The 22,471-nt window shown below is 45.2% G+C and carries 24 protein-coding genes and 1 riboswitch; of the genes, 11 read left to right on the top strand and 13 right to left on the bottom strand.

Going from position 1 to position 22,471, the window contains the following annotated elements; translation table 11 throughout:
• Nucleotides 1–72: 72 nt before the first annotated feature.
• Nucleotides 73–744 (bottom strand): CpsD/CapB family tyrosine-protein kinase, encoded by a 672-nt coding sequence (locus CN378_RS12515; protein WP_179884904.1) that lies wholly within the window; start codon nt 742–744, stop codon nt 73–75.
• 19 nt (nt 745–763) lie between these two features.
• Entirely contained in the window at nt 764–1,504 is a 741-nt protein-coding gene (locus tag CN378_RS12510; protein WP_098352401.1) for a YveK family protein, read from the bottom strand.
• Between the two features lie 199 nt (nt 1,505–1,703).
• On the opposite strand from CN378_RS12510, the gene CN378_RS12505 reads away from it, so the two are divergent.
• A complete protein-coding gene (locus tag CN378_RS12505) occupies nt 1,704–2,474 on the top strand; it encodes an SGNH/GDSL hydrolase family protein (RefSeq protein ID WP_098352400.1) in 771 nt (256 codons plus the stop codon).
• Nucleotides 2,475–2,559: 85 nt separating this feature from the next.
• Nucleotides 2,560–3,498 (top strand): polyisoprenyl-teichoic acid--peptidoglycan teichoic acid transferase TagU, encoded by a 939-nt coding sequence (tagU, locus tag CN378_RS12500; RefSeq protein ID WP_098352398.1) that lies wholly within the window; start codon nt 2,560–2,562, stop codon nt 3,496–3,498.
• 51 nt (nt 3,499–3,549) lie between these two features.
• Here the strand turns inward: tagU and CN378_RS12495 are convergent, their stop codons facing one another.
• Nucleotides 3,550–4,431, bottom strand: a complete 882-nt coding sequence (locus CN378_RS12495; RefSeq protein WP_098352396.1) for a helix-turn-helix domain-containing protein — start codon at nt 4,429–4,431, stop codon at nt 3,550–3,552.
• Between the two features lie 197 nt (nt 4,432–4,628).
• Between CN378_RS12495 and CN378_RS22955 the strand changes: the two genes are divergently transcribed.
• From CN378_RS22955 to CN378_RS22635, 4 genes are all read left to right on the top strand, one after another.
• A complete protein-coding gene (locus CN378_RS22955; RefSeq protein WP_257141127.1) occupies nt 4,629–4,757 on the top strand; it encodes a hypothetical protein in 129 nt (42 codons plus the stop codon).
• Between the two features lie 211 nt (nt 4,758–4,968).
• Nucleotides 4,969–5,292 carry a hypothetical protein gene (locus CN378_RS12490; RefSeq protein ID WP_098352394.1) on the top strand — a complete coding sequence of 108 codons (324 nt, stop codon included), beginning with the start codon at nt 4,969–4,971 and terminating at the stop codon, nt 5,290–5,292.
• A 158-nt stretch (nt 5,293–5,450) separates the two neighbouring features.
• Nucleotides 5,451–7,949 (top strand): bifunctional 2',3'-cyclic-nucleotide 2'-phosphodiesterase/3'-nucleotidase, encoded by a 2,499-nt coding sequence (locus CN378_RS12485; RefSeq protein ID WP_257141126.1) that lies wholly within the window; start codon nt 5,451–5,453, stop codon nt 7,947–7,949.
• Nucleotides 7,950–8,103: 154 nt separating this feature from the next.
• A complete protein-coding gene (locus tag CN378_RS22635; protein WP_179884901.1) occupies nt 8,104–8,517 on the top strand; it encodes a DUF4830 domain-containing protein in 414 nt (137 codons plus the stop codon).
• A gap of 56 nt (nt 8,518–8,573) precedes the next feature.
• Here CN378_RS22635 and hutG read toward each other — a convergent pair whose 3' ends face one another.
• The 8 genes from hutG to CN378_RS12440 form a co-directional block, all read right to left on the bottom strand.
• Entirely contained in the window at nt 8,574–9,515 is a 942-nt protein-coding gene (gene hutG / locus CN378_RS12475) for a formimidoylglutamase (RefSeq protein ID WP_098352389.1), read from the bottom strand.
• Nucleotides 9,493–10,776 (bottom strand): imidazolonepropionase, encoded by a 1,284-nt coding sequence (gene hutI, locus CN378_RS12470; RefSeq protein WP_098352386.1) that lies wholly within the window; start codon nt 10,774–10,776, stop codon nt 9,493–9,495. Before hutI ends, hutG begins: the two co-directional genes overlap by 23 nt.
• Nucleotide 10,777: 1 nt before the next feature.
• Entirely contained in the window at nt 10,778–12,448 is a 1,671-nt protein-coding gene (gene hutU, locus CN378_RS12465) for a urocanate hydratase (RefSeq protein ID WP_098352384.1), read from the bottom strand.
• Nucleotides 12,441–13,973 (bottom strand): histidine ammonia-lyase, encoded by a 1,533-nt coding sequence (gene hutH / locus CN378_RS12460; protein WP_098352382.1) that lies wholly within the window; start codon nt 13,971–13,973, stop codon nt 12,441–12,443. The genes hutU and hutH overlap by 8 nt, the downstream gene beginning before the upstream one ends.
• A gap of 245 nt (nt 13,974–14,218) precedes the next feature.
• Nucleotides 14,219–14,665 carry a histidine utilization transcription antiterminator HutP gene (gene hutP / locus CN378_RS12455; protein WP_098352380.1) on the bottom strand — a complete coding sequence of 149 codons (447 nt, stop codon included), beginning with the start codon at nt 14,663–14,665 and terminating at the stop codon, nt 14,219–14,221.
• 223 nt (nt 14,666–14,888) lie between these two features.
• Nucleotides 14,889–15,371 carry a hypothetical protein gene (locus tag CN378_RS12450; RefSeq protein WP_098352378.1) on the bottom strand — a complete coding sequence of 161 codons (483 nt, stop codon included), beginning with the start codon at nt 15,369–15,371 and terminating at the stop codon, nt 14,889–14,891.
• Between the two features lie 98 nt (nt 15,372–15,469).
• On the bottom strand, nt 15,470–16,042 hold the full coding sequence (locus tag CN378_RS12445; RefSeq protein ID WP_098352376.1) for a transposase: 573 nt from the start codon (nt 16,040–16,042) through the stop codon (nt 15,470–15,472).
• A 151-nt stretch (nt 16,043–16,193) separates the two neighbouring features.
• The gene (locus CN378_RS12440; RefSeq protein ID WP_098352375.1) at nt 16,194–16,379 is read right to left on the bottom strand and encodes a hypothetical protein; all 186 of its coding nucleotides are present in this window, start codon (nt 16,377–16,379) and stop codon (nt 16,194–16,196) included.
• Nucleotides 16,380–16,575: 196 nt separating this feature from the next.
• Between CN378_RS12440 and CN378_RS12435 the strand changes: the two genes are divergently transcribed.
• Nucleotides 16,576–16,989: a helix-turn-helix domain-containing protein gene (locus tag CN378_RS12435; protein ID WP_142323604.1), complete on the top strand. Its 414-nt coding sequence runs from the start codon at nt 16,576–16,578 to the stop codon at nt 16,987–16,989.
• A gap of 134 nt (nt 16,990–17,123) precedes the next feature.
• On the opposite strand, the gene CN378_RS22630 is transcribed toward CN378_RS12435, so the two are convergent.
• Nucleotides 17,124–17,285 (bottom strand): hypothetical protein, encoded by a 162-nt coding sequence (locus CN378_RS22630; protein ID WP_179884900.1) that lies wholly within the window; start codon nt 17,283–17,285, stop codon nt 17,124–17,126.
• Between the two features lie 197 nt (nt 17,286–17,482).
• Nucleotides 17,483–17,557, top strand: a riboswitch (cyclic di-GMP riboswitch).
• Nucleotides 17,558–17,573: 16 nt separating this feature from the next.
• Between CN378_RS22630 and CN378_RS22950 the strand changes: the two genes are divergently transcribed.
• The 3 genes from CN378_RS22950 (at nt 17,574) to CN378_RS12425 (ending at nt 19,744) form a co-directional block, all read left to right on the top strand.
• Nucleotides 17,574–17,702, top strand: coding sequence for a hypothetical protein (locus tag CN378_RS22950; RefSeq protein ID WP_257141124.1), 129 nt, complete (start codon nt 17,574–17,576; stop codon nt 17,700–17,702).
• 117 nt (nt 17,703–17,819) lie between these two features.
• On the top strand, nt 17,820–18,485 hold the full coding sequence (locus tag CN378_RS12430) for a hypothetical protein (protein ID WP_098352371.1): 666 nt from the start codon (nt 17,820–17,822) through the stop codon (nt 18,483–18,485).
• A gap of 23 nt (nt 18,486–18,508) precedes the next feature.
• Nucleotides 18,509–19,744: an efflux RND transporter periplasmic adaptor subunit gene (locus CN378_RS12425; RefSeq protein WP_098352369.1), complete on the top strand. Its 1,236-nt coding sequence runs from the start codon at nt 18,509–18,511 to the stop codon at nt 19,742–19,744.
• 61 nt (nt 19,745–19,805) lie between these two features.
• On the opposite strand, the gene CN378_RS12420 is transcribed toward CN378_RS12425, so the two are convergent.
• Nucleotides 19,806–20,321 (bottom strand): hypothetical protein, encoded by a 516-nt coding sequence (locus CN378_RS12420; RefSeq protein ID WP_098352367.1) that lies wholly within the window; start codon nt 20,319–20,321, stop codon nt 19,806–19,808.
• 155 nt (nt 20,322–20,476) lie between these two features.
• Between CN378_RS12420 and CN378_RS12415 the strand changes: the two genes are divergently transcribed.
• A complete protein-coding gene (locus tag CN378_RS12415; protein ID WP_098352365.1) occupies nt 20,477–22,093 on the top strand; it encodes an alkaline phosphatase in 1,617 nt (538 codons plus the stop codon).
• Nucleotides 22,094–22,471 lie beyond the last annotated feature (378 nt).

Here is a 22,471-nt window from a genome sequence, read left to right as displayed (position 1 = left end):
TTATTTTCACCCACTCTTCCATTGTACGTTAGTGGGTATATTTGTAAAGGGGTGAAGATTGTCGAATACCCACTATTTTTTTCCATAATAGTAATAATAACTTGTGTCCTTCACTTCTCGATTATTCAATACAACGCCAAGCAGCTTTCCTTTCGTGGAAGAAAGCAAGTCTTTCGCTTTAACAGCACTGTCAATTTCTGTTGTGCCTGAGCTTACTACAAGAACCGTACCATGTACCTGATTCGCCAGTACCTGTGCGTCGGTTACAGCAAGGATCGGCGGGGTATCAAAGATGAGCAGGTCATATGCCTGATAGGCTTCCACAAGGAAATGCTCCATCGCCTTCGAGCTCATTAACTCGGCTGGATTCGGCGGCACAGGTCCGCATGTCAAGATGTCCAGATTTTCCACATCAGAGGGATTCGTCACTTCTGACAATGTATGCTGCTTCGTCAACACTGTCGTCAGGCCAAATGTGTTCGTTAAGTTAAACGTATAATGAGCCGTCGGCTTTCTCATATCCGAGTCCACGAGCAGGACCTTTTTCCCCTGTTGGGCAAATACGACGGCAAGATTGGCGGCTGTTGTCGATTTTCCTTCCCCTGGTCCCGCTGAGGTTACAAGGAGCGAACGTATCTCGCGATCGACAGAAGAGAAATTTATGTTTGTACGGATGGTTTTATACTGCTCTGAGATCGGTGATTTCGGATCCGTTTTCGTCACGAGCTTCCGCTTTGTGTTCATCAGTAGCTTCTTCTTATTTTTAGCCAACGGTTTCACCTCTTACACGTGATTTTCTTTCTGCACGACTGGTCGATTTTTCTTCATGATCGCTTATTTTTGTAATCGAGCCTAACACCGGCACCTCTAATAACTTCTCCACTTCCTGCTCGGTTTTGATGGTGTTGTCCAGGAACTCCAGTAAGAAGGCAAGTCCTACTCCAATCATCAATCCGACTACAGTTGCAATGGCGATGTTCAGAACCGGCTGCGGTTTGATAGGTGCCTGATCCTCTCCCACTTCCGCTTTTGCAAGGACGCTGACATTATCCACATTCATGATTTTCACGATCTCTTTTTGGAACACTTCTGCCGTTTTGTTGGCAATTTCTGCTGCCTGGTAAGGATCCGTATCCTGTACAGACAGATTGATGACTTGTGACTCATTCTCACTCGAAACCGTCAATTTCCCGTTTAACTGGGAGGCATTCATCTTCAAATCCAGGTCCGAAATGACCTTTTCCAAAATGGCCGGGCTTTTCATAATGACGTTGTATGTATTGATTAATTGAAGATTCGTCTGGATTTCCCCGGGGTTATAAGCCGGCTGCTCCGACTTTGATTGATTGACCAGGAGCTGGGTGGATGATTGGTAAATAGGGGTTAATAGAAAAAAACTTACCCCTGCACTGACGATAATGGCTGTAAGAGTAATTAACAAAATCAATTTCATGCGTTTCTTTAATGTTTCCATCAATTCCCGTAAACTGATTGTTTCTTCCATAAGCTCCTCCTAATATTCCGAAAATATGTAATATTATATCATAGTGAATATTGTATAATTTATCTTTTCTTGTAATAATTTTAATAAACTTGTCACTTTATGCTACTACTATATTAAACTATACATACCCCCTATGAAAGGGAGTCTCAGAAGTTGGTAATAATTACTTACATTTTCCCAAAAAGATGGAGGTTTACATATGAAGAATTTCTTACTAATTTTATTAACTATTGGCTGCGGAGCGTTTCTTTTTCTAGGAAACATGTACTGGCAGGAGAGGACGGCTGTTTCGTCATCAGAGAAATCGCCTCTGAGAGAATTAGAACCGAGTTCAGCCCCTGCTGAAAAACAGGGAATCCCTTATTCGAATTGGCCTGAGAAAGCACAGGCTGATTACAAGGATGCGAAAGAAAAAGGGGAAGCATATAAGCTTGCCCTTGTGGGATCCCTCGCCTTAGGAGAAGAAAGTAATGGCTGGAGCGTGCAATTGAAGGATGCGTTGGAGGAAGAGTATGGGGATACACTAGAGGTGTCGATTTTCCAAAGGGATACGGATTCCCTTCATTTTACTAACGGGGATGAATTGGACGAGGTCCTCTCATTTGCTCCCGATATGGTCCTATATGAGCCGTTTTCACTGAATAACAACAGCCTTGGGGTTAGTGCAGAAGATAATTTAGACAGCATTGATATCTTTCAACGTGAATTGACGGAAGCGAATAAAGACGCTGTCCTGCTTCTCCAACCGACTCACCCAATCTACGGGGCAACATATTATCCCAGGGATGTCGAGAAGTTGAAGGAATATGCAGAAGAAAAGGGCATTACCTACCTTAATCATTGGAAGGCATGGCCGAGTGATGAATCGCTGAAAAACTATCTGGTTGATACACAGGATACTCCGAATGAAGAAGGTCACTCTTTATGGGTTGATTACCTAAAAAAATACTTTATTTCTGAACAAGAATAAGTAGAAAATGACTATCCATTCTCCCGGTTATTTGATATGTTATAAAGTAGTCTAAACATTATAAATAAATGAGGGTCATAACCATATGAGAAGCGAAAAACATAAGAAACGAAAGAAACGGACCTGGGTGAAGGTCCTTGGGATCCTGCTGCTTCTGCTGGTTCTTGGTGGGGGCGCCTATGCATACAGTGTCTATCATTCTCTTAATCAGGCAGTAGACACTATGCACTCCCCTATTGAACGCGATGTTTCCGAAAAGCGAACGAAGGAAGTAGAGTTCAACGACAAAGAGCCTTTCTCTGTTCTGCTACTAGGGGTCGATGAACGGGAAAATGATAAGGGGCGCTCTGATTCTATGATTGTCCTGACTGTGAATCCCCAAGTGAAGTCCGTGAAAATGCTGAGCATCCCTCGTGATACACTGACGGACATCATCGGGCACGGAACCCGGGATAAGATCAACCACGCCTATGCCTTCGGCGGTGTGGAGATGTCCATGGATACGGTTGAGAATCTATTGGATATTCCGATTGATTATTATGTGAAGATCAATATGGAAGGCTTCGAGGATATCGTGAATGCCGTTGGAGGAGTGACGGTCAATAATGACATGGCTTTCGCTTCGGGTGGATATACCTTTGAAAAGGGAGAACTGAATTTATCCGGGAAAGAAGCACTCGCCTTCACCCGCATGCGACACGAAGATCCACGCGGTGACTTCGGTCGTCAGCTTCGTCAGCGTGAAATCATCCAGGCCGTCATCAATGAAGGAGCAAGCGTTTCAAGCTTGTGGAAATTCGATGATATCTTTGATGCCTTGGGGAATAATGTGAAAACGAATATGACTTTTGAAGAGATGGTGGATATTCAGAAGCATTATAAAGCTGCTGCGAAGGAAATTGAGCAGATACGGATCAAGGATGGAACTGGTACGAAAATTGATGGGATTTACTATTATTTGATTCCAGACGAGGAACTCGGTGAAATACAGGAAACGTTAAAGAAGCACTTGGAGATATCGTAAAAAAAGGGCCGTCGAAAAGTCAGGAGCCACTGACTCTTCGACGGCCCCTTCTTAAATCAGTGCACTTAATTCCTTAATTCTGTTTTTAATAAATTGAATGTGTCTGGTATCTTGTTGAATTTCGAAAACGATGATTGCTTTTTTCATAAACTTGACGGCTTCCTCAGGTTTATTCATCAGCTCCATGTTGTATCCTATTTGATAATGTAACTCACCTAATAGGAATAAACTATCTTTATGCAGGCACCATTTTATCCCATCTTCACAATATTTATTTGATTCTTCCTGCCTATTAAGACGAGTTAACACCCTTGTAATATGATAATAATGCTGTGTTTTTATTGTAAAATCATTCAAGTGGGGAAGAAGCTGAAGATGATCCTTAACTTCCTCAAAAACCTCTAGCGCTTTATTAATGTCTTCTTTAAAATAAATGGCCCCCATTGCCAAGAAAATTTCTAATTCTCGCTCAAGCAAAATCTTCCCTTTTTTATGGGTGAGATGGATGGCTTCTTTTAGAGTATCAACTGATTTACTCAAATCTTTCTTTACTTCATATAAATAAATCCCTTTATGCCACAGCAACAACTGTAAGTTTTTGTTGTTTTGTGAAAATAACGGATTATCTAACTCAGCTTTTACAATATCCATCATTTCTTCGTATTTCCCACTTCTGCGGAGTATCTGGAGTTGATGGAATACTTCCTGAAAGTAATCTAGCCGTGGAGTTGTCCCGATATCAAAAAAGTAGTTCACATCCACTCCTAACTTCTGAGAAATTTGGTACAATGTAGAAGCATAAGGATAGACATCTCCTTTTTCGATTTTACTGATCTGCGCTTGTGTACATATTCCCTCTGCAAGATCTTCTTGAGAAAGACCACTCGTTTTTCTCAACTCTTTTATTTTTTTTCCCACTGCTTTAAAATCCATGAAATCCACCCCTAAATATGCCTAGAGTTATATTTTTGAAGAAATCAAATGAAAAGCCTATTAATCGGCTTTTAAGTTAGGTAATTTGGCACCATATTCAGAATGTGCAAAATGTGAATATGTGTTTTAATTATTATAACAAATATTTCTTTTATTTTACCGAACATTGTTTCGAACAAGAAAGGGAGGAAAGTCCTATGAAAAAAAGTTTTCTTACAATTATAACAGCATCGGTTCTTCTTTTTGGTATTGCAGGGCTTGCTAATAACGATACTGAAACTGCAAATGCACAAATTCAAAAAGTTGAACTCCCAACACAATATTAATTACCATGTTAAAGCTTCCTGCATTAAGGAAGCTTTTTTCTTTAAGAATAATATTCTTATAGGAATATGCCCAGAGTTATATAAATCAAGAAAAAGGGTGAAATACCTCTAAATTAATTCTAATATTAGCTATACTGCTTTCTGATCCTAAATACCTCTTTTTTATTTATCTGATAGGATAAAAGTACAATAACAGAAAGGGGGCTTCATGATGAAAAGCATAAGCATGAAAGTAAATCCTCTATACTCCGATATGGATACGTCGATTCAATTCCATTTCGAATTCTCAAAAGGTGATTGTAAGGTCGGGGAAGCCATGGTATCTACGTATGCCATCAACAGCAGCGTCACGTATCTCAAGTCTCAGGGAATTACCATGGCGAAACAGGAAAAATGTGCGGTCATTGACCATTTCGAAGTGGTCGATGACTTAACCAAACCATGCATGAACAAGCTGCAGCACTTCCTCCGCATCATAGACATGAAAGAAATCCACTCTGGCTTCGACTTAACGCTCAATCAATATAGTGAATAACGGTGAGGGACGGACCTTGTAAAGGTCCGTCCCTCTTTAGGTAAAGTTTATGTCATTATGACTATTTTTTGTAAAATTTAAAATTTTTATGTATGACAATAATTGACCCTGTGGTATTATTATCCTGTTTGACATTACAGGTTGAAGGGGAGATTTTTTTGAAAAAGAAAACACTAGCAGGTGCCGCTCTCGCTTTAGGTCTAATTGTTCCTCAAGTATCACCTTCCATTACATATGCAGACGTCATGGATAAAGATATTGTTAAGCTTCGCATACTTGAAACAACCGACATCCACGTAAACCTCGCAAACTATGATTACTATCAGGATACAGTGACAGATAAATATGGACTGGCCAAGACCGCTACTTTGATCAAGCAGGCCCGTGCCGAATCTCAAAATAACTTATTGTTTGATAATGGAGATCTGATCCAGGGAAATCCCCTCGGTGACTATGTAGCGAAGGAAGATCCTCTTCAGGATGGGGAAATCCACCCGGTCTACAAAGCGATGAACCTACTGAACTATGATGCCGGAAACGTCGGAAACCACGAATTCAATTATGGTCTTGATTTCCTTGGAACATCATTAAAAGGATCCAACTTCCCATATGTGAACGCGAATGTGTATGTTGACGATAAAGATGGAAACCCGGAAAATGATAAAAACTATTTTAAGCCGTATGAAATCCTTGATCGCACCGTGGTCGATGAAGACGGTGAAGAACATGCCATTAAAGTAGGTGTCATCGGGTTCGTCCCTCCACAGATCATGCAGTGGGATAAAGCGAACCTTGAAGGAAATGTCATCGCAAAAGACATCATCGAGACAGCTAACAAGTTCGTTCCTCAAATGAAGGCGGAAGGTGCTGACGTCATCGTTGCCATCCCTCACTCCGGTATCGGGAATGTAACACAGGAAGGCATGGAGGAAAACGCAACGTATGACCTTTCTAAAGTAGAAGGAATCAATGCGATTCTATTTGGTCATTCACATGGAGTGTTCCCTTCTGAATCCTATGCCGGAATCGAAGGCGTAGACGTGAAGAAAGGAACCATCAATGGCGTTGGATCGGTTATGCCGGGCTCTTGGGGAGATCATCTTGGACTGGTTGACCTTGAGCTGGAATTAAAAGACGGGAAATGGAATGTAACGAATACCCAGGCTTCCACCCGCTCCATTCTGAATGCAGACGGAACACCTGCTGTTGAAGCTGATCAGGCGATCCTTGACGCAGTGAAAGAAGAGCATGATGCCACGATTGAATGGGTGCGCAGTGCCGTTGGGGAAACAACCTCTCCTATTAACAGTTACTTTGCCTTGGTGAGTGATGATCCATCTGTGCAGATCGTAACGAATGCCCAGAAGTGGTATGTTGAAAAGTATATCAAGGGAACGGAATATGATGGCATCCCGGTTCTTTCTGCAGGTGCCCCGTTCAAAGCGGGTACACGCTCTAACCCGGATTATTATACAGATATCCCTGCCGGGGAAATCGCGATTAAAAACGTATCTGACTTATATTTATATCCAAACACACTTCAAGCCGTATTATTGACGGGTGCAGACGTCAAAGAATGGTTGGAGATGTCTGCCGGACAATTCAATCAGATCGACACTGGTAAATCAGAAGAACAGAACCTTGTGAATGGAGATTACCGTTCTTACAACTTTGATGTGATTGATGGGGTTTCCTACGAAATCGATGTGACGCAACCTTCTAAGTATGATGCAGAAGGTGTGCTGGTGCATGAAAACTCCAGCCGTATCAAGAATCTTACATTTAACGGGAAATCCATCGATCCGAACCAGAAATTCATCGTTGCGACCAATAACTATCGTGCAAGTGGAAAATTCCCTGGTGTAAAGAATTCGAAAATCATTGTGAAATCGCCGGATGAGAACCGTAATGTGATCATAGATTACATCATGGAGAAGAAGACGATCGACCCTCAAGCAGACGGAAACTGGTCCTTTGCCCCTGTGAAAGGAAATGCAAATGTCGTATTTGAAACGTCAGTGAAGGCCCAGGATTACATTAAGGATTCCAGTACGTATAAGTTCCTTGGGAAGCAAGATAGTGGATTCGGAAAGTACTCGATTAAACTAAAACAAAGTGACTCAGTGAAGAAATTCAGTGATGTAGCGGCTGGTCACTGGGCAGAAGACTTTATTTACGCCCTAGTTGAAAAAGGAATTGTTCACGGGAAAACGGACACAACCTTTGAACCTACAGGCTCTATCACCCGCGGTGAATTCGTCTCTTTACTTGCACGTGCCCTGAATTTAACAGCAGAAGGCAAGCACTTCAAAGATGTTGGTGGAGTACTGGCCGATGATATCAACGCTGCATATGAAGCAGGCATCACAAAGGGTATCACGAAGGACCAGTTTGCTCCAAAACGTGTGATCACACGTGAGGAAATGGCTGCTATGGTCGTTCGTGCTTATGAGATGAAAAGTGGAGAAAACTATACGCCATCCATCAAGAATAACTATAAGGATGGAAAGTCAATCTCCTCCCGTTTTGAAAAAGACGTCCTTTCTGCACTAGAGTTAGAATTCATGACCGGATATGCAAGCGGACGCTTTGCTCCTAAAGACAAAGCCACTCGTGCTCAGGCAGCAAAAACGGTTTATATGTTATGGAATAAGTAAGAGTTTGACCAGGTCCCATTGGGGGCCTGGTTTTTTTTGTGGATTTATACTAGATTGTTGTCGAATAACGTTAATTCTTCCGAAAAATACTTGGATTTTTCTTATATATTTCCTTTGGGAAAATATTCTATTGTTTAGTGAAGGGGCGATTTCAGTGAACGTATTGAAACTAAGCATGATCGTCTTCATTATTCTTTTGACCGGGTGTACTCCAGATACGGATTCGGAGGAGGACATCAAAGAATCACACCAAAACTATATTTCTTCCTTTGACTGGAGCATTGATTCTAAAATCAGCGCGGTTTCGGAAACGTTACATCAACGTCCGGAGCTAATTGACAGCTTGAAGGCTGCAGAATTTGATCTCGGTCCCGTTCAAGGAGAAGAAGCCGTCATTACAACTTATCTCTTGAATGAAAAGCAAACGAATGGGGATGATCTACGCGTAAGTGTGTATGAGGTCGACGGTGAAATCATTGGTGGATATGGAGTGTTGGAAAACTGGGTTCCAGGGGTATTTTCTTTAGATAGTAAGGAACAGCTTGTCAGTGATGGGATCGTCCGCTGATCAACTATAAAGAAAAAGCTTTGGCCGAATGGATTCGGTGCCAAAGCTTTTCTTTATTATATCAGTGTTTCCAGGATGAGGAGGGCTGCTATCCGGCTTGTCATATCCCTGATGTCAAGGGTAGGGTCGATCTCGACGATGTCCATAGTGTTGACCTTCCGATGTTGCATGGCGGTTTGTATGGCTTGTGTGAGCGTATTCGGATGCATCCCCCCGGGACCGATCGCCGGGCAGCCGGGTGCATATGCCTGGTCGAGGACGTCCATGTCGACGGAGAGGTAGATGGTGTCGACTTTGTCTAGCCGGGTTAAGGCTTGTTGGATGAGCTCAGTGATTGGTTGTTTTTTGACGTCCTGCATCGTATACACCGTGACCCCTTGCTCGATGGCATAATCATGATAGGCCTTCGCGTTGGCATAGTTGCGGATGCCGATCTGGATGAGATGCTCCCCCTTGATATGGCCTTCTTCCAGTAATCTTCGGAAAGGCGTCCCGTTGGTCGGTCCTCCGTCCTCAGTGTTCCTGAGATCATGATGGGCATCGAATTGGATGATCCCGACCGTTCCCTTCGTTTCCTTGATGGCTTTGACCGTTGATGTGGTGATGGAATGGTCGCCTCCCAGGATGATGGAGAAGGGGGCTGCGTTCGTTTCGACAGCTGCTTTGGTTGATTCATAGATTCGTTGATGCGACTCTTCAATGGAGGTCGGGTGCATGGTGATGTCGCCGAAGTCGATGATGGCTTTCCTTTCGTCGGCGAGGTCCGCCCCTCCCTCGATGTTATAGGTGGTGAATGAGTTCAGGCAGCGTCTGATGGCGTCGGGTGCGAAACTTGCCCCTGAGTGGGAGATGGAGGGCTTGGAGAGGGGGGCGCCGATGATGGCGATGTCCCCCTTCCTTCCTTCTCCCCAAGCTGTCAAGAGTTCGGCCGCTTTGGTTGTGTAGCGATCTTTGAATTGCGCTTTGCCTGCCGGTTTAATATGTTGAAATGTGTTCATGAAGCTTCTCCTTGCGGTAGATGATCTTGCCGTCTTTCATGACGGTGTTGGTATGGTTGACCCCGTAATGATATGGGACGTAATGATAGTTTGGGACCTCCCATAGGACGATGTCGGCTTTACGCCCTGTTGCGAGTTTCCCTGCCGAGTCTCCCCTGTTGATGGCGTAGGCGGAGTTGACGGTGACGGCATTCCAGATTTCCTCCGGTGTCATCTTTAATTGCAATGATGCAAGGCTCATGATGAACTGCAGGTTTTCTGTCGGTGAGCTTCCCGGGTTGAAGTCCGTTGACAGGGCGACAGCCGCTCCCGCTTCCAGCATGCCTCTTGCGTTGGCGAACTTACCTTTGTTCAAGTAGAAGGACGTACCTGGCAGGAGGACGGCGATTGTGTCGGTTTCGCCCAGTGCCTGGATTCCTTTATCGGAAGCTCCCACTAAATGGTCTCCGCTTGTCGCTCCGATTTCGGTTGCCATTTCCGTTCCGCCGAGTGGATCGATTTCGTCGGCGTGTATTTTGACGGAGAAGCCTTTTTCTTTCGCCTTTTTCAGGAATTCTCGTGATTGCTCGACGGTGAAGACGCCTGTTTCGCAGAAGATGTCGACGAATTCAGCGAGGTGTTCTTTTTCGATGGCGTTCAATAAGTCGAGCATTTCCTGTAGGAATTCATCGGAGCGTCCTTTGAATTCCGGTGGGATGGCGTGTGCCCCTAAGAATGTGGAGACGATTTCCGCCGGGTGCGTTTCGTTTAGTTTTTTGACTACTTTCAGCTGTTTCAGTTCAGTCGGTCGATCGAGACCGTAGCCGCTTTTCGCTTCTACTGTTGTGACGCCGTATGAAATCATTCGGTTGAGGTGGAAACGTGCTTTTGTTAGTAACTCTTCTTCCGATGCTTCACGTGTGGCTCCTACTGTTGACAGGATGCCGCCTCCGCGCTTAAGGATTTCTAAGTAAGGTACTCCTTGTTGTTTCAAGGCCATCTCGTGTTCCCTTGATCCACCGAATACTAAGTGTGTATGCGGATCGACAAGACCTGGTGAGACCAGCTTCCCTTCTGCGTCGATTCGTTCCGTTGCTTTGAAGTTTTGCGCATCTTCATGCGTGCCTATCCAGGCAACAATGCCGTCTTTGATCGCGAGGGCGGCATTTTTCAGGACAGGAAGTGTGCTCATCGCCTCCCCTTTCAGAGGTCCGTCCCCTTGATCCATCGTCAGGAGCTGTCCAATGTTGTCGATGATGGTGTCGAATTGTGTTGTGGTCATGTTACTCTCCTCCTTTGTTCATCGGGATGTGAATGTTGTGTTTTTCGGCTGTTTTTTCGGCAATGTCATAACCTGCATCAACGTGACGGATGACGCCCATCCCAGGATCTGTAGTCAGTACTCGTTCAAGGCGTTCCTTGGCAAGGTCCGTCCCGTCTGCGACAACGACCATTCCGGCGTGCAATGAGTAGCCCATTCCCACTCCGCCGCCGTGATGGAAGGAAATCCAGGAGCCGCCTGCCGCTGTGTTGATGAGGGCGTTCAGGATTGCCCAGTCGCCTACTGCGTCACTGCCGTCCTTCATGCTTTCGGTTTCACGATTCGGTGACGCGACGGATCCGCAGTCCAGATGGTCACGGCCGATGACGATCGGTGCCTTCAGCTCTCCGTTTTTGACCAGTTCATTGATGGCGAGGCCCATCTTCACACGCTCACCGTAGCCTAACCAGCAAATACGGGAAGGAAGGCCTTGGAATGCCACCTGCTCCTGTGCCATATCGATCCAGCGATTCAGGGCTTCATTTTCTGGGAAAAGCTCTTTGATCAGACGATCTGTTCTGTAAATGTCCTCTGGGTCTCCAGATAGTGCCGCCCAGCGGAAAGGTCCTTTTCCTTCACAGAACAGTGGACGGATATATGCCGGGACGAATCCAGGAAAATCAAAGGCATTTTCGACCCCTTCATCCTTCGCAACCTGACGGATATTATTGCCGTAGTCGAATACGATGGAGCCGCGGTGTTGGAATTCTAGCATCGCTTCCACATGTTTCGCCATGCTTTTTTGTGATAGTGCTGTGTAAGCTTTCGGATTCTGTTTGCGTAGTTCAGCCGCCGCTTCGAGTGTATATCCTTCAGGTACATAGCCGTTCAAGGGATCGTGGGCTGATGTCTGGTCGGTTACGATGTCGATTTTGACGTCACGTTTTAAGAGTTCATGATGAACCTCTGCTGCGTTTCCAAGTAGAGCGATGGAAAGCGGCTTGCCCTGGTCACGTGCCTCATAAGCCATCATTAACGCTTCCTCGATGGAATCGGTTTTCACATTACAGTATTTTGTGTCGAGGCGTTTTTGGATGCGTTCTGCGTCGACGTCGACGGCGATCACGACTCCTCCGTTCATGGTAACAGCCAGTGGCTGCGCACCACCCATTCCACCTAAGCCGGCAGTAAGGGTGATCGCCCCTTTAAGGGAGTTGTTGAAATGTTTTTTCGCCAGTGCCGCGAACGTTTCATACGTCCCTTGCAGGATTCCCTGTGTTCCGATATAGATCCAGCTTCCCGCCGTCATTTGACCGTACATCATGAGACCTTTTTGATCAAGCTCATGGAAGTGCTCCCAGTTCGCCCACTTTGGTACAAGGACAGAGTTCGACAGTAGGACTCTTGGCGCTGCTTTATGGGTTTTGAATACACCAACCGGTTTTCCGGATTGGACGAGCATGGTTTCATCGTTCTCTAAGTTTCTTAGGGTATGGACGATGGCGTCGAAGGACTCCCAGTTACGGGCCGCTTTCCCGATTCCTCCGTATACGACGAGCTCTTCAGGGATTTCCGCTACCTCAGGATCAAGATTGTTGTAGAGCATGCGGAGGACCGCTTCCTGCTCCCATCCTTTACATTCGAGGTCCGTCCCTCTTTTTACTTGTACGATTCGTTTGTCTGCCTTAACCATTTGTCGTTTCCTCCTTTGTTTTGGTTGGTTTGATCAGTGTGCTTAGAGTTGTTTTTTGCAGCCACTCGTTGGCTTTTTCTATATCTTTCGAGAAAATCCGATCCTTCGTAATAGAAGGAATGACCTTTCTCGCTTCTTCGTAAAATTGTCGTGTTCTGCTTGCCATAAGGTCCGTCCCTCTGTGTTCAGCTGCCTGCAGGTTGCAGATGAGTTCAACGGCAAGGACCCTTCTGGTGTTCTGCAGGATTTGGTAGGCATGGCGTGATCCGATCGTTCCCATGCTGACGTGGTCTTCCTGGTTCGCTGAAGACGGGATGGAGTCGACGCTCGCCGGATGTGCCAGGGTTTTGTTTTCGGATACGAGTGATGCCGCACAGTATTGCATGATCATGGCTCCTGATTGCAGTCCCGGCTGCGGGCTTAAGAACGGCGGAAGATCATTAAGCTGCGGGTTCACCAGCCGCTCGATGCGTCGTTCTGAAATGTTGGCGAGTTCTGCTATCGCGATTTTCATGAAGTCCATGGCGAACGCAATCGGCTGTCCGTGGAAGTTCCCTCCTGAGATGACTTTTTCTCCGTCGTCGAAAATCAGCGGGTTATCGGTTGCCGCGTTCATTTCAATTTCGAGCTTTTCTTTTACATAATCAAGTGCCTGCCAGGATGCTCCGTGGACCTGAGGGATGCATCTTAGGGAGTAGGCGTCCTGTACCCGGAGCTCACCCTGCTTCGTTGTGAGCTTGCTGTCCTGCAAGTAGTCCCTGATCCGTTGAGCCGTGGCCACCTGTTGAGGATATCCCCTTACTAAATGAATATCTTCGTCGAAGGCATCCATGATTCCTCTAAGACCCTCTAAGGTCAGACTGGCGATCATTTCACTTTGGAAGGCAAGCTCCTCTGCTTCCAAGTATCCGATGACCCCCATTGCCGTCATCGCCTGGGTTCCATTGATGAGGGCCAATCCTTCTTTGGCCTGAAGCTGGATCGGGAAGATGTTTTCTTTTGATAGGACAGGGAGGGTTTGATGAACCTCACCTCCATAGTGGACTTCTCCTTCACCCATCAGTGCCAGTGCTAAGTGGGAAAGCGGCGCTAAGTCCCCGCTTGCTCCAAGTGACCCCTGCTGCGGGATCACCGGATGGATTCCTTTGTTCAGGAATTCCGCCAGGCGCTCGACGATCACCGGTCTAACACCTGAATATCCTTTTAGCAAAGCGTTGCATCTCAACAGAAGCATCGCACGCGAAACGTTCTCAGGGAACGGATCACCAACCCCACAAGCATGGGAATGAATCAGGTTCAGCTGAAGCTCCTCCACATCATCCGCATCAATCAGTACATCACTGAACTTCCCGAATCCTGTGTTGATCCCATACACCACGCGCTTCTCCTTCACAATCCTCTCCACCGCATCGCGACTCTTCCGAACCCGCTCCATGCTAAGCGGCGAAAGCTCCACTTGCTCCTTCCCATAAATCACCCGCTTCGCCTCATCCAAACTCAAACTGCAACCCGTCAACTCCACCATTTTGGCTCACTCCTTCTATTTATTAGGGACGGACCTTTGAAAATGGCCCTTTTCCTGTATGTTGCTTACGTAAATCCCGGTGTTAATGGGATTTTTTCTTTAGTGCTTTAAATGGGTCTGGGACGGACCTTTTACCCGTTTTACCCGGGGATCCCTTTCCCACACAAAAAAGAGGCTCGACCAAAGACAGACTTCTGCCGTTGGTCGAGCCTCCTTTCAACTAATATCTCTAGGCTCTAACTTATTTAAATATGATTGATTCCAAGTCCGATCGTCTCGTGCTCCAATCCCTTAATGGGCGCACCAATCGTTCCATATAACGCCACTGCGATCCATTCGCCTTCCTCTTCACGATCATATGGAGTTCCCCTCACAACCGAGAAGCGCAATCCCACAGTGCGGAGGATCTCACCCAATTGCGTATGACCCCGGGTGACCCCGGTCAAAGCTTCCATGATCGCGTGGTACAAAGCATGCATCTCACGGTACAGATCTTCCCGGACGAGGTCACTCCGCTTTGCCGCCGTTTCGATCGCAGCGACAATCTTCTGACTGTCCATGGATCCGATCTTCCCCGTGCAGTAGCTCCAGTTCAGTTCATTGAAATGACGATTCCACTCTTCCTCTTCCCTGTCTAAAAGGAGAAGGAGCATGGCATTCTTTCCGATACGAGTTTCATCTGTCTTATTCAAGCGGCATTCGCACCTTACATGAAAATTCTAAAAATACTAATAACTACTTTCATTGTATGGTCTGATTCATAAGAGGTCAACGAAAAAAAGAGTGATTTTAGAAACTTAGAGAGGTAGTTTGGTAGCGAGGTAAAGGGTTTTAGATGGGTAACAGGAAATGCAGCCCGGATAGGTCCGTCCCTCAAAAAAAGACGTACCTGTTCAGGTTCGCCTGGTTCCTCCTTTATTCTTCTTGTTTTTTGCCTTTTCCTTTGAATACGCGGGGGTTGTTCAGGAGGTAGGTGACGGTTCCATCATCGGACTTCAGGCTCAGATAGGACAGGATATCCTGCTTGTCTTCATCGGAAATCCGGCCATCCACCGGGTATAACGGCAGGATATTCAGCTGCTCGACCCCTCCCCACTTCTCCAGAACAACCTTACAATCCTTTGGTGCGGTATCACCGATGCGGACAAACTTAAATGGGATGGAATGACTACGGTCGATCGGAACGGCAAACAATGTGGTGAACCCGACTGTTTCAAGAATCTTGTCAGAATACATGATGCTTTCCAGCGCATGTGAAAATCCAGGTGGTTGATTCACAACGACCAACTTATTGTAATAATGTTGCCCTTGAAAAACGACTAAATGTTTTTTCGACTTCTTGAGACTCCGTTTGGAAACGTGAAAATTTTCGAATACCAGGATAAATTCTTTTCTCATCTTCTCCTCCTAAAAATAGTTATTTAGTCCTAACGACTATGAATTTCGACACATTTATAGAAATTCCTCTTTATTTTTACAAAAATATTTTACTTTTTTCACTTTTTAATAGGATTTTTGACGGATTCCTTTTTTTCCTCTTCCTTTTCTACGTATTCCTTATAAAGGGTGACCTGTGGTGCAGGAAAATAATTGAGTGTACGCTCCTTGGAAAGAAGGGGGTTGTCGATCGAATGGATGTAAAAGGGATAGCTGCTCCAGGGGTATGCCCCGTGCTGGACGGTGAGTTTTGCTTCGACAGGGTTGTGGTGAATGTACCTGCTTGCTCTGATGAAGTACGATGGGGTATCAATTTTGTTGGATCCATATCGGCCTTGGAAAACATGTCCGACATAATCATATTTTTTGTTGAAATAAACGGCGTAGCGAGTATGAAGAGTGCGGATGATCTTTTCCAGCGGAACATCGTGGGTTTCGATCAGCAGATGAATGTGGTTGGACATCAAACAGTAGGCGTGGATCGTAAAAGGGTACTTGTCTTTCGTTTTCTGTACATACGTTAAATACTTCTTGCGGTCATTGTCATCATGGAACAGCTCCTGCTTCCGGTTCCCTCTCGCTGTCACATGATACGTGGCTCCCGGACACCAATTCCGAGGCGTTCGAACCATACCATCACTCCTTCTCTCATTATCAAAATTCTTACACCAACCTATTCGACACAAATGAGCAAAATCCTCTATTTTTTTGAGGGACGGACCTCTATTCATTTACAAACCTGTGTAAATCAACCGGGTAGGAAGGTCCGTCCCTCATCTCTATCTATCTTTTTCTGTCGTGGTAAAGGATGGTGAAGCGGTCTTGCAAGTAATAGATGACCCGTTGATTGCCATAGTGTGATGTGCTGAAGACCACATTGGAACCTGATTTCAGTTGGATCCAAGTGATTTTGTTTTTTACTCCCCTGTTGGTGAGATATACGGATCTCCCCTTTTCTATTTTCCCCATTCTACCTCCACCTTTCCCCCTATTCAGACAAAATTACAATTATATTTTTATTTTAATACGCTTTCCTGTAAATTTGTATACCTTTTCCAATTTATTTATATTTGTAATCAAAATAACTATTTCAAAACGTGTAATTTCCTAATGCTCACGTGTAAAACCTTTATCTTGAAGAAAAAAGAGATGGTCGGTGAAAACAATGGATTTACACGTAGAGTTACAGCATTATCGCAATGACATATTGGAGCTTACCCAGAGAGAAGCCGCCCTTCGTTTAAATATCAGCCAAAGTGCGCTATCAAACTATGAAAATGGTACAAGGGACATCCCTTACAAAATGCTCCTTACCTTTAAAGAAGTCTATAAAATACCAACCTATGAAATGAACCGGATCATGTACGGGGAGGAAAGCGGCGCTCTTGGTGCGAGCCACGATCCCATGATCCTGAGAGAAAACTTCGAAGACGACGAAACAAGGGAAATCCTGCAATTACTAAAGCAACACCCAAAATTCAAACGAACCCTCTCATCTCTCTCCTACTTTACTGAAAAACGCAAAGAGAAATTCATTGGGCACGTCAACCACCTCTACCAAACGCTGAAGGAGTGGTAGGAGGGACGGACCTCAAATTCCCGAACCAAAACCCTGTCAAACCGGGATTTTGGTTCTTTTTCTGTCGTAAAAGTGAGGTCCGTCCCTCTATTTCTTCAAACAAAAAAAGCGCCTAGATGCCCGGGTTGTGGGGTCTAGAGCGCTTTTTGTTTTGTGTTTATGGTATATCCTGATTGGAGTTCTTGTTTTAGCCAGTGGATCATGGTGTCGGTGTCCATGTTTCCTTGTTGGCCTTTGTCGAACGCTTTTTGTATTACGTTCAAAATATGCTGATTATTGTCCTTACTCTCTTTCAAAAAGACAACCTCCTACATGTTAAAACAGTTTATATCACTTTATTACACTATTAGACGGAGTTTCAAACATCAATTTTATGCTATATTACCAGAAAAAACCACTAGATGGAAGATAAATTTTATTGTGAATTATTTTAAAAAATGACTTTATGCCTATATAATCCCGCATACTCTATGACGATATAATAGTGGTATGGACTGAATAAAGGCAAAATCATCGAAAGGTGATGACGCAAAGCTAGAGGGGCTATACATGCCAGCCAGCTACCAAACCAAGGAGGGATTGTTTTGTCGTTTTTAACACCCGAAGAAATCGTAGAAAAAAAGAAAGCAAGAAAAATGTGGATGTACATAGGATTATTTGTATTTACCATCGCATTGATTGCGGGAACTACATTCTTAACGTACAACATCTAAAAGCGTCTTGAGGCGCTTTTTTAATTTGTTCAACTTTCATTCTACAATTTATGGAAAGTTTCGGGTTTTTTCGATAGAATAGGAGAAGGAATCTAAACTAGTTGGAGGCAACCATTTATGCATAAAGAAGTTAAACTCATCCGGGGATTAAGACAACCATCCTACTTCTTTTATCAATTGAAAGAAACGGAAGTATTAAGAGGGTATAAACAGAAGATATTCCTGGTTTTCTTATTGTCTGCCCTTGTCTTTGGACTCATCTCCTCATTTGGAATCGGAATGGATCCGCTATCAAAGGAACTCACCGAACTCTCACCCATAAACTTCGAGATGGAAAAGTTCTTATTTCTATTAGGAAGAATCATTTCAGGTATAGTATATGCGGCTCTCATCCTGTTCGTACCAGCCCTGATCTTCTGGACAATTTCAGATGAAGGGGAATACCGCAAGCTTGTCATCACTCAAAGCTTGGTCTTGATTGTTCTATTAATTGAAAGACTGACGTACATTCCTTTATCCCTTTTCCTTTCACTTGATTGGTTCTCATCGCCTCTATCACTCGGCGTCATCGCTCAATACATAACAGGTACGTCATGGGTCATCTATTTCCTGGGCACGATCTCCCTGTTTAAAATTTGGGTCTTTTATATTCAATACAAAGGAGTCAAAAGACTGACCGGGCAAAAAAACTGGCTGATCTGGCTCGTCATTTTACTAACGAACGTATTATTCTGGGGGGTCACTGCATTCCTCGCATTCCTTGATTTTTCAACACTACTCTAACTATCTAAAGGCTGTGAACAAACATGAACAAACGAACCATTTTCTATACTACCCTCACTGTGTCGCTCCTTTTTATAGGTGCCAATACATATCTCATTGAAAAAGCGGACAGCAAGGTCGACAGGGAAGTCCGGGTCGAAGAATGGGAACCCGTCAACAAAGGGGATCTGGAAAAAGAACTTCCGAAGGCCGGAGTGGTCGCATCGGAAGAAGAAAGCTACCTCTACTTCAACGATGAATTCGGTTCATTCAAAAAATTCCTCGTCAAAGAAGGGGATCAGATCAAATCCGGGACGCCCCTTTATGAGTATGAAGTGACCGATCAAACCCAGCAAAAGAGCGTACTCGAATCTGAGGCTGATCAACTGGAAGACGAGATTGACAGTATCGAAGACAACATTTCCGATCTCAAACGACTGGAATCTTCTTTACCATCAAGCTCAACCGATGACAAAGAAATCCCGATTGAAGCCAGCGCCCTTCAATCGGAATATGATCTAAAGAAAGAAATTGCGGCTAAAGAATTGGAAATCGACCGTTTGGAAAGTCAAATTGATAATCTCGAGCGTCAAATCAAGGATATCGAATCCTATGAAACGACCCTGACCGTCCAAAGCAGTGTGGAAGGTACCATCAAGGACCTCTCACACGCAATCGACAATCCATTGATCACCATTGCCTCACAATCAACCATCGTCACAACCGATCTTACGGAAAAAGAGATCGTCACCGTGGAAGCAAATATGAATGCGACCGTTCAATCGGACATTGAGAAAAAGATCCAAAAAGGGATCGTAACCAAGGTGGCCACCCTGCCTAAAAACGATCCGCACATTCAAACCGACAGCCTGTATCCCGTCGAAGTGAAGCTAAAGGATACAGAAAACGAGCTGCTCCCAGGCCATCACGTCTTCTTATCCATCATCACGGAAGAAGTAAAGGGTGCGATTGTCGTACCGGTAACGGCCGTTGAAAAAGACGGCGAAGCAAAATATATGTGGATGTTAACGTCAAAAGGCACGGTGGAGAAACGTAAAGTCGAAACCGGCCTTGCAGTAAACGGGCAGCAGCAGATCAAGTCCGGTGTGAAAGCAGGAGAGTACTATATTGTCTATCCTGATGACATTCCGGCGTTACAAAAAGGCGCTGCGTTCATCACCGCCCTTGATTGGGATAAAGTGAAACTGAAAGATTTGAAAACATTCGATCGCCCAACAATACTGGAGAACTTATTGTTGGGGATTTTGGAACGGAAATAAAATTACGTAAGTGAAAAGCGTCCTGTCTATGAAGACAGGACGCTTTTCTATGTATTGATCCTCAATAATCTTTCCTCATTCTTTCATCTATTAGAAAGAAAATGACCGCGCAGCATACGGCTGCTAACGAGAGCTCGGGGAATACAACATAAGTGACCGCTCCCAATCCAATATGTATGAGCCCGGAAACACAAACACGACCAGAGGGAAACTTCATTGAGATGACTTCTGCTACCAAGGAAACAGGTAAGCCATACAGAAAATTTCCGATGAGACTAAACAAAAACGCCATCAAAATAAATAGATAGACTTCTCCATCTGTACGATAGACTCCCCCGTCAAAAATAGACATAGCAAAATAGAAAATAATTAATCCAATGGTAAAACAGACGGAAGTGTAAAAAGCTGCTTTGATTTTCCGGTAGTCATCCTTAAATAAAGCCTTTCTAATGGCGGGAATCTGAAAAATAAACACCAACAGACCTAGTAAGATCATCTCCCATATTGGTGTATGTGAGATCAGTAATATGAATATCACAACCATCATTGTAAAAATAAAAATAAAATTCCCTTTCATCACGTACTTCCACGAACCTTTTTTATTTTATTTTATAACAAATGAATTGAGGAAGAAATGACTGATTGCTGTACTTCCCTTTAAAACATACATACTCCTCCCCAACCAACAAATACTAAAGGTCAACCCTACCAAAAAGGAGCGACCAACCATCCATGAAAACACTCAAACGCCTCACCACCCTGACTATCCTCCTCTCCCTGCTCTCCTTCACCCTCCCCGCCACCTGCCTAACCGCCGCGCCTCCACCACACAAAAACGTCATCCTCCTCATCATGGACGGAACCAACTCCGACATCCTCACCCTGTCGAGGTGGTATCGAGGGACGGACCTCAATCTCGATAAGATTCTCGCAGGCGGGGTCCGGACGTATTCTGCCCAGTCTGCCATCACCGACTCCGCTGCCGCCGGTTCCGCCATGGCCACCGGTATGAAGACAAAAGCCGATTACATAGGAATGAACCCGGACGGACGCCCCGTGCTGACCGTCCTTGAAGGTGCCAGGCTGTCCGGCTACAAGACCGGCATCGTGTCCACCTCCCCCATCCAGCACGCCACTCCTGCCGCCTTCACGTCCCACTCCTTGAACAGGGATGAGTTCGGGGACATCGGAGAACAGCAGGTATACCAGGGTCTCGATGTCGTGCTGGGAGGAGGCTCCGCTTGGCTGAAACCCCAATCCAAAGACCACGCCAAAAACGACGACGGTATGCTGAAAACGAAACAGGTCAGCCGTGAAGATGGAGAAAACCTCCTTAAAGTGATCGGTTCTTCCGGCTATGATGTCGTCCTGAAGAGGGAGGGACTTCTCACTCGCCCCCCTTCCTCCCCTAAACTATGGGGAGTGTTCGCAGAAGAAGACATCTCTTATGAATTGGACCGAACGAGTTTGAATCCTGATGAGCCTTCCCTCCCGGAGATGACCCGTTCAGCCATCGACCGGCTTTCCCGGAGTGAGAAAGGATTCTTCCTCATGGTAGAAGGCAGCAAGGTGGACTGGGCCGCCCATAAGAACGATCCAGTCGGGATGATCAGTGAAGTGCTGAGCTTTGACGATGCCGTGGGAGAAGCCCTCGATTTTGCCCGGAAAGACGGAAACACCATGGTGATCGCCGTGACCGATCATGGAAATAGCGGTTTGACCCTTGGGAACAAAGGGACCAATCAAAACTATAAAACCCTGCCTTCGGGGAAGTTCATTGAGCCACTGAAACAAGCCAGGCTTACTGTTAAAGGCGCCACCTCTCAGCTGAAAAAAGATCGTTCCAATTTAAAAAAGGTTCTTTCAAGCTATGGGTTGGGGAACCTCAGTAAGAAGGAATACTGTACGATGGAACACACCAAGACTGTTGAGGACCTAGAGAACGAAATGGTGAAGCTGATGGCGAAGCGTGCCAACCTTGGATTCACCACCCACGGTCATACCGGGGAAGACGTGTTTTTATATGCGTATGGTCCTGGTAAGCCGGTTGGACTGATCGAAAACACGGACATCCCGAGGGTGATCTCTACTTATATGGGTTTTTCACTGGATAAGGGGCCGTTCGCTTCTTGGTATGTAGACGGAATGAATTATTTTCGTGACAGGGGTTACTCCGTTGAAATCGAGGGACGGACCTCTAAAAATCCCGTGATGATGGCCAAGCGTGATGGTGAAGTGCTGCGTTTTCCGGAAAATAAGGATTTTTATTGGAGAAATGATGAGGTTGTGGGGTTGAAGAGCGTGAATGTGTATGATGGGAAAACGTTTTATGTACATGTGGATGAGTAGGGTGGGGATCGGGTAGGTATTTAGAGGGTCGGGAACGTGGTTGTTTTCATTTTCGGGGGTTATATTTTCAATTTTGACTGTTTTATTATCGAAAATAAGATTTTATTTTCAAATCGACTGTCAACGTCTGGTACCAGGTCATCTTTTAACGGATCTCCGGATTTTATTATCAACTTCGGCCCATTTATTATCGAGTTTCCGAGTATATTATCGACCTGGCCCAACTATAATCCACTCCCCCCACCCGGTGCCTGGCACGAAACGCCCTTCCCGTGCCAGGCACCGCAATCACCCATAGCCACACCACCCCAACATTTCGACAAACTCCCCACCCCTTTTCACCACTTCCCCTCCCCCATGTTCCTTTTCCCCCTCCTT

It is taken from the genome of Bacillus sp. AFS015802 (genome assembly GCF_002561455.1).
Taxonomy (GTDB): domain Bacteria; phylum Bacillota; class Bacilli; order Bacillales; family Bacillaceae_B; genus Rossellomorea.
This window is presented reverse-complemented; position numbering and strand designations above follow the sequence as displayed.

What these genes read in the sequence shown, in the direction of transcription:
- CN378_RS12515 (WP_179884904.1), bottom strand. Translation starts at nt 744, where the DNA reads ATGAACACAAAGCGGAAGCTCGTGACGAAAACGGATCCGAAATCACCG.
- CN378_RS12510 (WP_098352401.1), bottom strand. Translation starts at nt 1,504, where the DNA reads ATGGAAGAAACAATCAGTTTACGGGAATTGATGGAAACATTAAAGAAA.
- CN378_RS12505 (WP_098352400.1), top strand. Translation starts at nt 1,704, where the DNA reads ATGAAGAATTTCTTACTAATTTTATTAACTATTGGCTGCGGAGCGTTT.
- tagU (WP_098352398.1), top strand. Translation starts at nt 2,560, where the DNA reads ATGAGAAGCGAAAAACATAAGAAACGAAAGAAACGGACCTGGGTGAAG.
- CN378_RS12495 (WP_098352396.1), bottom strand. Translation starts at nt 4,431, where the DNA reads ATGGATTTTAAAGCAGTGGGAAAAAAAATAAAAGAGTTGAGAAAAACG.
- CN378_RS22955 (WP_257141127.1), top strand. Translation starts at nt 4,629, where the DNA reads ATGAAAAAAAGTTTTCTTACAATTATAACAGCATCGGTTCTTCTTTTT.
- CN378_RS12490 (WP_098352394.1), top strand. Translation starts at nt 4,969, where the DNA reads ATGAAAAGCATAAGCATGAAAGTAAATCCTCTATACTCCGATATGGAT.
- hutG (WP_098352389.1), bottom strand. Translation starts at nt 9,515, where the DNA reads ATGAACACATTTCAACATATTAAACCGGCAGGCAAAGCGCAATTCAAA.
- hutI (WP_098352386.1), bottom strand. Translation starts at nt 10,776, where the DNA reads ATGACCACAACACAATTCGACACCATCATCGACAACATTGGACAGCTC.
- hutU (WP_098352384.1), bottom strand. Translation starts at nt 12,448, where the DNA reads ATGGTTAAGGCAGACAAACGAATCGTACAAGTAAAAAGAGGGACGGAC.
- hutH (WP_098352382.1), bottom strand. Translation starts at nt 13,973, where the DNA reads ATGGTGGAGTTGACGGGTTGCAGTTTGAGTTTGGATGAGGCGAAGCGG.
- CN378_RS12450 (WP_098352378.1), bottom strand. Translation starts at nt 15,371, where the DNA reads ATGAGAAAAGAATTTATCCTGGTATTCGAAAATTTTCACGTTTCCAAA.
- CN378_RS12445 (WP_098352376.1), bottom strand. Translation starts at nt 16,042, where the DNA reads ATGGTTCGAACGCCTCGGAATTGGTGTCCGGGAGCCACGTATCATGTG.
- CN378_RS12440 (WP_098352375.1), bottom strand. Translation starts at nt 16,379, where the DNA reads ATGGGGAAAATAGAAAAGGGGAGATCCGTATATCTCACCAACAGGGGA.
- CN378_RS12435 (WP_142323604.1), top strand. Translation starts at nt 16,576, where the DNA reads ATGGATTTACACGTAGAGTTACAGCATTATCGCAATGACATATTGGAG.
- CN378_RS12430 (WP_098352371.1), top strand. Translation starts at nt 17,820, where the DNA reads ATGCATAAAGAAGTTAAACTCATCCGGGGATTAAGACAACCATCCTAC.
- CN378_RS12425 (WP_098352369.1), top strand. Translation starts at nt 18,509, where the DNA reads ATGAACAAACGAACCATTTTCTATACTACCCTCACTGTGTCGCTCCTT.
- CN378_RS12420 (WP_098352367.1), bottom strand. Translation starts at nt 20,321, where the DNA reads ATGAAAGGGAATTTTATTTTTATTTTTACAATGATGGTTGTGATATTC.
- CN378_RS12415 (WP_098352365.1), top strand. Translation starts at nt 20,477, where the DNA reads ATGAAAACACTCAAACGCCTCACCACCCTGACTATCCTCCTCTCCCTG.